Origin of the sequence: Ancylobacter rudongensis (assembly GCF_900100155.1) — a bacterium.
Taxonomy (GTDB): domain Bacteria; phylum Pseudomonadota; class Alphaproteobacteria; order Rhizobiales; family Xanthobacteraceae; genus Ancylobacter; species Ancylobacter rudongensis.
The window spans coordinates 1-12,110 of sequence record NZ_FMTP01000016.1 but is presented as its reverse complement, the minus strand read 5'-3'; the positions used below and the strand labels follow the sequence as shown (position 1 = coordinate 12,110).

At 67.2% G+C, this 12,110-nt stretch carries 11 protein-coding genes and 1 tRNA gene; 9 read left to right on the top strand and 3 right to left on the bottom strand.

The window, feature by feature from the left end:
- The first annotated feature begins 382 nt into the window (after positions 1-382).
- On the top strand, positions 383-652 hold the full coding sequence (locus tag BLO63_RS21505; RefSeq protein ID WP_091438971.1) for a hypothetical protein: 270 nt from the start codon (positions 383-385) through the stop codon (positions 650-652).
- Positions 653-857: 205 nt separating this feature from the next.
- Here the strand turns inward: BLO63_RS21505 and BLO63_RS20745 are convergent.
- Positions 858-947, bottom strand: a tRNA-Ser gene (locus BLO63_RS20745).
- A 266-nt stretch (positions 948-1,213) separates the two neighbouring features.
- On the opposite strand from BLO63_RS20745, the gene BLO63_RS20740 reads away from it, so the two are divergent.
- Positions 1,214-3,181, top strand: a complete 1,968-nt coding sequence (locus BLO63_RS20740) for an asparagine synthetase B family protein (RefSeq protein ID WP_091444752.1) — start codon at positions 1,214-1,216, stop codon at positions 3,179-3,181.
- 1,732 nt (positions 3,182-4,913) lie between these two features.
- On the opposite strand, the gene BLO63_RS20730 is transcribed toward BLO63_RS20740, so the two are convergent.
- Positions 4,914-5,831 carry a hypothetical protein gene (locus BLO63_RS20730; protein ID WP_091444748.1) on the bottom strand — a complete coding sequence of 306 codons (918 nt, stop codon included), beginning with the start codon at positions 5,829-5,831 and terminating at the stop codon, positions 4,914-4,916.
- 189 nt (positions 5,832-6,020) lie between these two features.
- Here BLO63_RS20730 and BLO63_RS20725 point away from each other — a divergent pair, with 189 nt between their 5' ends.
- A complete protein-coding gene (locus tag BLO63_RS20725) occupies positions 6,021-6,311 on the top strand; it encodes a PqqD family peptide modification chaperone (protein ID WP_091444746.1) in 291 nt (96 codons plus the stop codon).
- A gap of 14 nt (positions 6,312-6,325) precedes the next feature.
- On the opposite strand, the gene BLO63_RS20720 is transcribed toward BLO63_RS20725, so the two are convergent.
- Positions 6,326-7,219 (bottom strand): LysR family transcriptional regulator, encoded by an 894-nt coding sequence (locus BLO63_RS20720; protein WP_091444743.1) that lies wholly within the window; start codon positions 7,217-7,219, stop codon positions 6,326-6,328.
- A 173-nt stretch (positions 7,220-7,392) separates the two neighbouring features.
- Here BLO63_RS20720 and BLO63_RS20715 point away from each other — a divergent pair, with 173 nt between their 5' ends.
- The 6 genes from BLO63_RS20715 to BLO63_RS20690 form a co-directional block, all read left to right on the top strand.
- Positions 7,393-7,806: a RidA family protein gene (locus tag BLO63_RS20715; RefSeq protein ID WP_091444741.1), complete on the top strand. Its 414-nt coding sequence runs from the start codon at positions 7,393-7,395 to the stop codon at positions 7,804-7,806.
- Positions 7,807-7,905: 99 nt separating this feature from the next.
- Complete coding sequence (locus tag BLO63_RS20710; RefSeq protein WP_091444739.1) at positions 7,906-8,688, top strand: transporter substrate-binding domain-containing protein; 783 nt, start codon at positions 7,906-7,908, stop codon at positions 8,686-8,688.
- Between the two features lie 38 nt (positions 8,689-8,726).
- Complete coding sequence (locus BLO63_RS20705; protein ID WP_205409377.1) at positions 8,727-10,130, top strand: MmgE/PrpD family protein; 1,404 nt, start codon at positions 8,727-8,729, stop codon at positions 10,128-10,130.
- Complete coding sequence (locus tag BLO63_RS20700; protein WP_091444737.1) at positions 10,127-10,807, top strand: amino acid ABC transporter permease; 681 nt, start codon at positions 10,127-10,129, stop codon at positions 10,805-10,807. Before BLO63_RS20705 ends, BLO63_RS20700 begins: the two co-directional genes overlap by 4 nt.
- Positions 10,804-11,448 carry an amino acid ABC transporter permease gene (locus BLO63_RS20695; RefSeq protein ID WP_091444734.1) on the top strand — a complete coding sequence of 215 codons (645 nt, stop codon included), beginning with the start codon at positions 10,804-10,806 and terminating at the stop codon, positions 11,446-11,448. Before BLO63_RS20700 ends, BLO63_RS20695 begins: the two co-directional genes overlap by 4 nt.
- Positions 11,449-11,516: 68 nt before the next feature.
- Positions 11,517-12,110, top strand: a 594-nt coding sequence (locus BLO63_RS20690; protein WP_091444731.1) for an amino acid ABC transporter ATP-binding protein, incomplete at its 3' end; no start/stop codon positions are given.

Sequence of the window (12,110 nt, the reverse complement as noted above, 5' to 3'; positions counted from 1 at the left end):
CAGCAGGGCTGTGAACCGTCCAACGCGCATGGGGCGCCCATTCCTTCCGACTGAATGCAACGCTTCTGAAGTCGCCAGCGCCGCGGGTCATTAATGAGAGCCTTTGAAGCCCTTTGCTTTGCGGCAAGAAGTGGCAGCGACGGCACGTTAAGCTGCCCGGCCGACGGGCCGCAACGATCGGCCCTTTCCCCCAACCCATCCGAGCGGCCAAATAGCTAGTGGCGGACACGCGGCGATGAGCCGTGCGTCCAAGAGCGCGAACCAGAATGCCGGAGGTAAGCTCGCGGACGTTGCCTTTCGGCTCACGGCTCATGGCTCATGCTATGCAGCAACCGTGCGGTCGGTGCCCGTGGCATGCGTGAGGTGCAGTTCGGTGGGGAGCATGTCGGCGTGCACCGCTGCTGAGCCGTTGAGCCGTTCGCCGCAGGGCACTGGCCGCTTGCTCGCTGTGCGTCTTTGCCGAGGTGCCTACTTCGCCGCTCCCATCACCTCGTTCGACTGCGTTGATGCTCAATTAGCGCATCAAGACGCCAACGCCATCCGCCGCGCCTACACCCACGCCGCCGAATATTGGGACGAGCGCGTGCGCATGATGCAGGTGTGGGCGGACTATCTCGATGAACTTAGGACGGCGCCGGCGAAGAAGGCGTGAGGCAAGGCGGCGGGACAACTCCTTGGCGGCGGAGGCAGGGGCTCGCTGCAACGAGGACGAATGGCCGGTTTGGGGGGCGAAATCTGCCGCACTGGCGCTCTCGCGACGCGAGTGTCGAACAATAGCGTGTAAACGGCGGTTCGCTATACCGCACGGTGGCGTGCGGTGATCAGCGGCGCTATCAGGCCATAGAGAGTAATCGGAATGGCGGAGAGGGTGGGATTCGAACCCACGGTACGCTTGCACGCACAACGGTTTTCGAGACCGTCCCGATCGACCACTCCGGCACCTCTCCACACACATGGCGCGGGGGTCATCCGCGCCGTGAAGCGCAGGCTCCATAGCCGAGGCCTGCTTTCCGCACAAGCCCCCGGGGCGCGCTTGTCTCTCTTCCCGCCGATTCGCCGCTGCCGTCCGGGCGGGCTTCGGGTCGGTGGGCCGTCCGGCGACCGGTCGGTCGGAGGCGGCGCGCTACCGCTCGGTTTGCCCCTTTGCGCCGGCAAGGGAGGCTGGTACGGGTCGAGGCGACCGGCGCGGGCCGAAGCAGGAGACATAACCGAGATGACGGCGATTGCCGGGCTTTGGCGTTTCGATGGCGCGGGCGGCGTGCGCCCGGTGGCGGAGCGGATGGGGGCCACGCTGGCCGCTTATGGTCCCGACCGCAGCGGGCTGCAGGAAGAGCGCGCGCACGGCCTCGCGCTTGTCTGGCAGCAGATGCGCGTCACCGCCGAGGACAGCTTCGACCGCCAGCCGCTGGCCGCCGCCGGCGGGGCGCTCTGGCTGGTGGCCGATGCCCGCATCGACAATGGCCCTGAGCTGGCCGACGCCCTCGGCCTGCCCGCCGACGGGCCGGACCGGGTGGGCGATGCCGGGCTGATCCTGGCCGCCTATCAGCGCTGGGGCGAGGGCTGCGTCGACCGGCTGGCGGGCGATTTCGCCTTTGCTCTGTGGGACCGGCAGGCCGGGCGCCTGCTGCTGGCACGCGATTTTCTCGGCAGCCGGCCGCTCTACTTCGCCCATGGCCCGGGCTTCTTCGCCTTCGCCTCGATGCCGAAGGGGCTGTTCGCCGTTCCCGATGTGTCGGACACGCTCGACGAGGCAGAGATCGGCGCCTATCTGGCGCTGCTGCCGGCGCACAGCACCCGCAGCTTCTACCGCGACCTCTCCCGCGTGCCGCCCGGCCACACCCTCACCGTCAGCGGGGAGACGCGGCAGCTACACCGCTACTGGCGGCCGGAGGAGCTGGCCTCGCTGCCGGCGGGCGATTACCGCGAGCAGGTCGGCGAGCTGCGGCGGCTCTATTCCCGGGCGGTCCGTGACCGGCTGCGCGTGCCCGCCGGCATGGGGATCGGCAGCCATCTCAGCGCCGGCTTCGACAGCGGCTCCGTCACCGCCCTCGCCGCCGACGAGCTCGCCCGGCAGGACAAGCGCCTGACCGCCTTCACCGCCGCCCCGCGCGAGGGCTTCACCTTCGCCGCCTATCAGGGCCGGCTGACCGACGAATCCCCCGTCGCCGCCACGCTTGCGGCGCGCTTTCCCAATATCGACCATCGGGTGATCCGCACCGGCCCGGTCGATCCCTTGCAAGGGGTCGAGCAGCACCTGCCGGCGCAGGACCAGCCGGTGCTGAACCCGTGCAACAATGTCTGGATCAACGCGATCGAGGCGGAGGCGGCGCGCAGGCGCATCCGGGTGATGCTCACCGGCGCGATGGGCAACATGACCGTTTCCTATGACGGCCGGCCGCATCTGGCGCAGCTGTTCCGGCGCGGGCGCTGGCTCGCTCTGGCCGGCGTGACCATCGGCATGTGGCGCGACGGCACCAATTTCAAGGGACCGTTCCGGGCCGCGCTCGGCCCCTATCTGCCCCCCTTCATCCTGGAATGGCAGGGCGCGGTTCCGTTCTCGTCGACGGACCCCTTCATCCACACCGCGCTGGCCGCTGATTTCCGCGAGGCCATCGATCTCGACGCCATGGCCCGCGAGAGGGCCTGGGATGTGACCTACCGCCCCTGGGCCGATGGCAAGGCGATGCGGATCGCCGTGCTGAACCGGGTGGACCAGGGCGCCGTGCTGAAGGCGAGCCTGGCGCGCTACGGGGTGGATATGCGCGACCCCACGGCCGACCGGCGGCTGGTGGATTTCTGCCTCGCTCTGCCGGAGCAGCATTTCATCCATCAGGGCCGGGTCTCCTCGCTGCTGCGCGACGCCATGGAAGGGCTGATGCCGGCCGGGCAGCTGGCGCGGCGCACGCGCGGCTATCAGGCGGCGGACTGGTTTGAGGGCGTGGTGGCGGCGCGCGAGGGCCTGCTGGCCGAGATCACGCGGCTGGAATCCTCGCCGCTGGCCTCCCGCGCGCTCGACCTGCCGCGCCTGCGCGCCCTCGCCCTGGCCCTGCCGGACCCGGCCACCCCGCCGGACCAGCTGCGGATGCTGACCCGGCAGCACGAAATCTCCCACCGCCTCGCCCTGTTGCGCGGGCTCTCCGTGGGGCGCTTCATCCGCATGGTTGAGGGAGGTAATGGATAGGCCCGCCCAGGTGACATTCGCCTATCCAGGTAAGGCGTCCTGCCATATCATGAGCCGCGCTCGACATGTGAGCGGATCAGGGCGAGGGGAAGGATGACGGACCAGGATGCGACCGCCGTTTCGATGACCGACAATGCCGGCGCGGCTGGCGCCCGGCTTTGCGCAAGCATTGGCGGACGCCGGAGATTTTGCAGGTCAGGGTGGACGACCTTACCCAATCGGGAGGCGTAGGCAGCGATGACCTCATTGGTGGACTCAGCTGACGCGACGGCTGGAGGCCTGATCCAATCAGCACATGACACCTTTTGAGCTGAACCGGCCCCGGCGCCGAGGGAGCCAAAATCCGACCCCGTCGCGCTCCCACCGGCTTGGCGCGGGCGGTGGGGTGAGCTGTTTTCGCCAGATTAGGAAAGCGGCGAAGACGGTCGATCTATGATGGAGCGCGCTGAGTTGACATCCTCGATGGCCGAGGAGAACCAAGCGGCCGGAATGAACGAGCCCCCTTCCCACGAGTAAGTCCTGGAAGGCGGCGTCGGTGCTCCCGGATTCGGTGGACGAGATCACCCGCTAGGCACCTACCTTAGAGTGAGCTAGGCTTATTGAATCAGGAAGCCAGCCAGCAAGGTATATCTGGTAATGGAATGCAGTGAGTTGACGTCTTCGGTGGCCGAGGAGAACCAGGCTGCCAGAATGAGCGAGCCCCTTCCCACAGCGCGTCAGCCCTGGACGGCGCCGTCGGTCTTCCCGGTTTCGGTGGACGAGATCACACAGGCTGGCGCGCCCGGAGGGCCAGACAGTACTATCTTAAGCTGACCCGGCAGCGGCGGCGCAGCGGGCTTGGTAGAGCGCCAGCGGTCGCCGGCGTCGACCTCTCCAGCGTCACGCGCCTATCGGCCACTTCTGGACCCGGTATCGTGGAACTGAGCGGACCGGCAGGGTCGGCGCCGAAGCCGGCCCCCTCGCGGGCAAGCCCCTAGGCGCATGCCGTGGAGTAAGCTATGTTGGTCGGATTAGGAAGCCGGCGAACATGGTAGTTTCGACAATGGAACGCAATCAGCTGACGTCGCCTAAGGCCGAGCAGACCCCGGCGGCCAGAATGAGCGAGCCCCTTCCCACGGCAGGAAAGCGCTGGAAGGCGCCGTTGGTCCTCCCGGTTTCGGTGGACGAGATCACACGGGCCGGCGGGCCCGGAACGACAGACAGTACTATTTTAAGCTGACCCGGCAGCGGCGGGCGTAACAGGCTTGCGAGAACGCCAGCGGTTGCCAGCGTCGCTCTCTCCAGCGCACGCGGCTATCGGCCAATCTGAACCCGACCGCCGGAACTGAGCTGACTGGCGCTTTGGCGGCTTAAATTTGATCGCGTCGCGCTCAGACCAGCTGGGCGCGGGGCGCCGCTTGAGCTAAATTCGCCAGAATACGAAATCGGCGAAGATGGTTGATCTATGATGGAATGCGCTGAGTTGCTGTCCTCCAACTCCGAGGAGGCCCAGGCGGCCGCAATGAACGCGACCCGCACCACGGCGCGCCAGCCCTGGAGGGCACCGGAATGCAGATCGCTTGCTCTCGGCGACCGGACCCAGATCGCGCCGGCCAGCTCGGATGAGGGCGGCTCGCTAGTCTCCTGAGCGCCTCGCGCGCGGCGGGCGTTTGGGGCCGCCGTGTCGGCGGTCGCGCCTGGGTGATGGCCCCCTCCGCCCGCACGCTGCGGGAAGGGTCTGCGGGCGGCCGGCTCAGGCCTGCTCCCGCGCCGCCTTACCCGCCAGTTGCTCGATCGCCGCGCAGATCTCCGGCAGGGCGGCGATGTCGGCGGCGCGGCGAAGCGTGACGACAGGCACAAGGCGCGCCATCGCCAGCGACCAGGCGAAGGCGCTGCGGCCCTTGTCGATCCGGCGCGCCGCCTCGATCCGGTAGAGAAAATGCTGCAGCACGGCGGCGGCCTCCGGCGGCGTCAGCCGGCCCAGGCTGAAATCCCTCACGTCGGGGTCGAGGCCGATCGTCACCACCAGTGCCAGCGACGCCGGTTCGGCATGGAAGGCCGCCGGCAGCGGCACATGGAACTTGTCGATGCCGGCCTTTATCCGCCGCTCGTCCGGCGTCGCGTCCCCGCTGATGCGCGTCGAGGCCGACCAGAGCCGCACCGCCGGCGCGCCCGGCGCCACCATCCCCGTGCGCGGATCGATCACCGCCAAATCGTCGGTCAGCAGGCCGTGGCCGCGCGCGATCATCGCCCGCGCCAGGGTCGACTTGCCCGCGCCGCTATGGCCGGCCAGCGCCACTGCCACCGCGCCGACCCGCACCACCGAGGCATGCAGCGGCGCCAGCCCGCGCTGGTGCAGCAGCCAGCCCATGGGCAGGCCGAACAGCCATGTGTGCAGTTCGTAATCCGGCAGGTCGTCGGCAAGATCGGCAAACAGCGTGTGCCCGCCCACCGCCGTGAAGCGCTGGCCGGGCGCCGGCTCGAACAGCGCGCTGCCATCGGCGTAGACGCTGAGCGCGTGCGCGGTGTGGACCGGATCGCCGGCAGGCGCCGGCCACGGCTCGAACCGGATGCGGATATCGGCCGGCCGGCCCGCCTCCGGCTCGGGCATCAGCAGCGGGGAGGGGCGCGGCGATTCGACCGTCAGGCCATGCAGGCGGTAGCGATGCAAAACGTCATCTCCGGCGAGTGGCCCGCGGCCCCGGCACGGAGGCGTGGCGCGTCAGGACAAGGCGGCGACGCCTCGCGCAGGCCTATAGCGCGCACCGCTCGCCTTCGGAAGCCGGCTGTGCGAAACAGGCCGTGCGCGGCCCCGCCCGCGCCCACCCCGCGCCCCTGTAGTTCACCGAGTAGACGCCGCATGCTGACCCTTCAGTCCCGTATCTGCCGTTCCCCGGAGTGCCTGGCTGCCGAACTGGAGGGCGAAATCGTGATGATGAATGTCGAGAACGGCGCCTATTACCAGCTCGACGCGACCGGCACCGAGATCTGGAGCCGGCTGGAGCAGCCGGTCGAGATCGGCCAGCTCTGCGCTGAGCTGGCGCAGCTCTATGACGGCCCGCCCGATGACATCCAGCGCGACGTGCTGGCGTTTCTCTCCGGTCTGGCGGAGCGCAAGCTTGTCGTCACCGCCGATGCACCCGCCGCCTGAAAGGGCGCGAGGCGTCAGGCCGGCGAACGTTCGGACCGATAGGAATGGACGCGCTTCAATATGTTCAGGAACACCTTGATGCGCTGGCTGATCGGGCGCGCGGTCGAGAAGATCGCGCATCCCTCATGCTGGTAGACGGGGCTGCTCTCTTCGATACTCAGGTTGAAGCGTGTCTTGATCAGATCCCCGTAATGGGTGGGAAGCATGCCCTGGTAGAAGCCGGTCGCGACCATGGCGGCGACGGAATCGAGGCCGGCGGCGTTCGGGCCGCGGTGGTACCGCCCAGACCGGATCGCATGTTCCACATAGGGGTGCTGGCGATAGATCAGGGGCAGGTTGGGTATCTTTGACGCGTCGACGAAGTTGGCGACGTAGACCCGGTGGATCTCGCGATAGATCGGGACATGAAAGAAGTCGCGATCATCCGTGTACTTGCCGCGGATGACGAGGTCGACACGGCCCTCATTTAACGACTGGGCCAGTTCGTTGAAGGTCATCACCAGAATTTGCGGCTCCACCCCCGGGGCCAGCCGCCTCATCTCGGTGAGGGCTTCGGGCAGTTTGCAGGCGGGATGCGTGAGCGTGTGCTCGCCGATCCCGATCGCCAGCCGCCCCGACAAGATGCCGTGCACGGCGTCGATCTCGGGGCGGATGCGCCCCAGCGCCTGGAAGGCGGCCGAGGCGAGGTCGAGCGCCACGTCCCCCTCGGGCGTCAGGCGGAAGCCGCTGCGCCCTCTCTCGCACAGCCTGACCCCGAGGCGCGCCTCCACCTCGCGTACATGGCGGCTGATCGAGGGCTTCGACATCGCGAGTTTCTTCTCGGCCGCGGCAAACCCGCCCGCCTCCGCCACCGCGCAGAACACCCGCAGCGATCGTAGATCGCGCTCGTCGAAATCAAGCTTCATCATGTGCGATACATATCAAAAAACGAAACATAGGTCGCAAAAAAATCGCTTTTCGTTATGTGACGTCGTTCGTAAGGTCACGGGGCTCATAAGAATACCCGCGCAGAGTTCCCTGACGAGCTCGGTTCCGAAGCTGTTCCGGAAGCTCGCGCACAAGCACAATCAGGAATGCGACGATGGCCCACACCCGAATCCGCAAGTTCAATACCAAGGTGACGTACCCCGAGCAGAGCATCGACAACGATCTCTGCCAGGCCGTCATTGCTCGCGGAACGACCGTCTACCTGCGTGGCCAGATCGGGCAGAATCTCGATACCTCCGAATGCGTGTGCATCGGTGATGTCGCGGGTCAGACCGAGCAGGCCATGAAGAACATCGACATGCTGCTGAAGGAATGCGGCAGCCAGCTCGATCACATCTGCAAGCTGACCATCTACATCTCCGATCCGCGCTACCGTGAGGACGTGTATCGGGTGGTCGGCCGCTGGCTGAAGGGGGTCTTCCCGGTCTCGACCGGCATCGTCGTCACCGCCTTCGCCCGCACCGAATATCTCGTCGAAGTGGACGCGACGGCCGTTATTCCGGACTGAGTGCCGCTCACACGCGGCTCCGGCCTGCCATGACGGTTCCGCGGCGCCCCCGCGGAACCGTCCGACAACATCAACCTTCCAGCAACAAGGGTGTAGGCAATGACCGCACGTATTCTGTTCGCCGCCGCCATCGGCATCATGGCGACGCTTGGCACCGTTCCGGCCGTCGCCGACGCGCTCGACGACATCATGGCCCGCAAGACGATCCGCGTCGCCGTGCCGACCGACTACCCCCCGTTCGGCTCGGTCGGTGCCGACATGCAGCCGCGCGGCATGGACATCGACGTCGCCAATTTGATCGGCGAGAAGCTCGGCGTGAAGGTCGAGCTTGTGCCGGTGACGGCGCCCAACCGCGTCGCCTATCTCCAGTCGGGCAAGACCGACCTCACCATCTCCTCGCTCGGAAAGACCGAGGAGCGGGCCAAGGTGATCGACTTCAGCATCGCCTATTCGCCGTTCTTCGACGCCGTGTTCGGCAAGAAGGAGCCGCCGGTCAAGGACTATGCCGACCTCTCCGACAAGACCATCTCGGTCACGCGCGGCTCGATGCAGGACAAGGAACTCGAGGACCTCGCGCCGAAGGCGGTGGTAAAGCGCTTCGAGGACAATAACAGCACCATCGCCGCGTTCATGTCCGGCCAGGTGGAGATGTTCGCCTCGGGCACCCCCGTCGCCGCCGCCATCAAGCGCCGCAACCCCGATCTCGATCTGGAGCTGAAGATCGTGCTGGCGAATTCCCCCTGCTATGTCGGCGTGGTGAAGGGCCAGCAGAAGCTGCTGGACAAGGTCAACGCCATCATCCGCGAGGCCAAGACCAATGGCGAGATCGACCGGCTGTCGGTGAAGTGGCTCGGTGCCCCCGCCGGCGAGCTGCCCGAGTAACAGCCGTTGCGAAGGGCACCTGGTGCAGGCGGTTGGCGATGAGTCCCACTCCCCGCAATCCCTCGCGGCTTCTGGCGGAGTGGGGCTCAGCCGTGCGCGCCGCCGACATTCCCGATCGCATCCGCCACGTCGCCAAGGCGTGCGTGATCGATACGGTCGGCGTCGCTCTCGCCGGTGCCGGCACGCCGGTGGCGGGCCTGGCCCGCCAGTTCGCGGCGCGGAACGTCGCGGCGGGCCGGTCGGAAATCTGGGGCACGCCGGCCCGGCTGGCGGCCATGGGCGCGGCCGCGTGCAACGCGACCGCCGCCCACGCGCTCGATTTCGACGATAATTGCTATGCCGGCTTCGTCCATGGCTCGGCCGTCATCGTCCCCGCCGCCATCGCCATCGCCCAGGAAACCGGCGCCACGGGGGCCGAACTCCTGACCGCGATCACCATCGGCGCGGAATGCGAATACGCGGTCGGTGCCGCCGCCGGCCAGGACCTCTATGACAAGGGATGGTGGACCACCGGCCTGCTGGGCCCGATTGGCGCCGGCGTCGCGGCCGGCCACCTGCTGCGGCTCGATGCGCGGCAGATGCGCGCCTGTATCGGGCTGGCCGTGGCGGGCGCGGGTGGCAGCAAGAGCTGCTTCGCCACCGATGCCAAGGCGCTTCTGGCCGGCGAGGCCAGCGCGGCGGGGCTTAGAGCGGCGCTGCTGGCGGCCAGCGGCGCCAGCGGGCCGGACGAGCCTTTCACCCATCGCAACGGCTTCGCCGCGCTCCACACCGATGGCGCCTTCGACAGCGCCGCCTTCGCCGATCTCGGCCGGTCATGGCGGCTGGAGACGCCCGGCATCGACATCAAGAAGTTTCCGATCTGCCTGTCCTCGCATGCCGCTGTCGACGTGGTGGCCGATATCATCGCGCGCGAAGGCCTTGCGGCGGACGAGGTGGTGAGCGTCCTGTGCGATGTCCCCCCGGTTGTCGTCGCCAATCTGGCCTATGCTGCGCCGGCCACCCCGCGCGAGGCGCAGTTCAGCATGGAGTTCGCGATTGCGGCGACGCTGTGTTTTGGCGCGCCGGGTGTGGAGCAACTGCGCGACGAGGTGCTCGCCGATCCCGCCCTGCGCGCGATGATGGCGCGCGTGCGCATGGTAAGCGGTCCCATGTGGGACGCCACGCGCCGTCGGGACGCGCCGGAAGGGGCCTCAGTCGCACTCTCCCTCCGGGATGGCCGCACCTTCGCCGGCTACCAGACCCACGCACGGGGCACCGCCGTCAATCCGCTGCCCCCGGCGCAGCTGCGGGCGAAATTCCTGCGCTGTGCGGAACCGACGCTCGGAAAGCCGGCGGCGCAGCGCCTGCTGCAGGCGCTCGACGATCTGGATGCGGAGGTTCCGGTGCGTGACCTCCTGAACGCCGCCCTGACGGGCGCACAGACCCGGATGCCCGCCGAATGAACCTCTCCTCGTTCATCGATGTCTTCCACAGCTGGCCGAGCCTGCTGAACGGTCTGGTCATGACCGTGCTGCTCACGCTGGTCTCCTCCTTTCTCGGCGTCGCGCTCGGCACCTTGTGCGCCTGGGGCAGCCTGCGCGGACCGAAAGCGGTGCGCTGGTTCATTCGCGGCTATGTCGAGTTCTTCCGCAACACGCCGTTTCTCGGCCAGATCTTCTTCATCTTCTTCGGCCTGCCTGCCCTCGGCGTGAGGCTGGATCCGATCACGGCAGCGCTGGTCGCCCTGACGATCAACCTCACCGCCTATGCCTGCGAGATCATCCGCGCCGGCATTGAGGCGACCCCTGCCGGCCAGTTCGAGGCGGCCAGCAGCCTGGGCCTGAAGCCGGCGCAGGCGTTCTTCCTGGTCATTATTCCGCCGGCGTTCCAGCGGGTCTGGCCGGCCATGACCAGCCAGCTGGTGATCATCCTGCTGGCCTCGGCGCTGTGCAGCCAGATCTCCGTCGCGGAGCTTTCCTATGAAGCCAACATGATCGCCAGCCGGACCTTCCGGAACTTCGAGGCCTATATCGTCGTCACCGTCATCTATCTCGGCCTCGCTGTCCTGTTCCGGGAAATGCTGACCTGGGTCGGCCGCCGCTTCGTCTACGGGGAATTTGCCACGGTGGGTCAGCGATGAACGATTTCACGACCTGGGACGTCTTCCGCAACCTGCTCGCCGCCGTGCCGTGGACGATCTATCTCTCGCTGATCGCGTTTGCCGGGGGCGCTGCCGTTAGCCTCCTGCTGCTGAGCCTGCGCTTTGCGTTTCCGCGCGTCGCCGGCACCCCGGTGCGCCTCTATGTCCAGCTGTTTCAGGGAACGCCGCTGCTGATGCAGCTCTTCCTTGTCTATTTCGGGCTGGCGCTGATGGGCGTGCAGACGACGCCGCTATTCGCCGCCAGCCTCTGCCTCTCGGTCTATAGCAGCGCCTATCTCACCGAGACCTGGTATGGCTGCGTCCTGGCCGTGCCGAAGGGGCAGTGGGAAGCCTCCTCCAGCCTCGGCCTCAAGCACTGGCAGCAGATGCTGCTGATCGTGCTGCCGCAGGCCCTGCGCCTGTCGGTGCCGCCGACGGTCGGGCTGATGGTGCAGATCGTCAAGAACACCTCGCTGGCCTCCATTGTCGGCTTTGTCGAACTGACCCGCGCCAGCCAGATCATCGCCAACGCCACCTTCGAGCCGTTCCTCGCCTATGGCGCGGTGGCGTTCATCTACTTCGTCATCTGCTTCTCGATCTCGCTGTGCGGCAGGCATCTGGAAAAACGGATCCGGATCTGACCGTGCCGGGCGCGCCCTCGCGCCCGCCGCCAGAACCCCGATCGAACCGCAAAGGCACACGCTTCCCCATGTCAAACCTCGCCTCGTCCGCCGTCCTCGCGCCCGTCGCTCCCGCCTCCGCGCCAGCGGGGCCTGCCATCGAACTGGTCGGCGTCAACAAATGGTATGGCGACTTCCATGTGCTCAAGGACATCAATCTGAAGGTGCATCGCGGCGAGCGCATCGTCATTTGCGGGCCATCGGGCTCGGGCAAGTCGACGATGATCCGTTGCATCAACCGGCTGGAGGAACACCAGCAGGGCACCATCATCGTCGACGGCATCGAGCTGACCAACGACCTCAAGCGCATCGACGAGATCCGCCGCGAGGTCGGCATGTGCTTCCAGCACTTCAACCTGTTCCCGCACCTCACCATTCTGGAGAATTTGACGCTGGCGCCGATCTGGGTCCGCAAGATGCCGAAGAGGGAAGCGGACGAGTTGGCGATGCACTTCCTCACCAAGGTGAAGATCCCCGAGCAGGCGCACAAATATCCCGGCCAGCTCTCCGGCGGCCAGCAGCAGCGCGTCGCCATCGCCCGCGCCTTGTGCATGAAGCCGAAGATCATGCTGTTCGACGAGCCGACCTCGGCGCTCGACCCGGAAATGGTCAAGGAAGTGCTG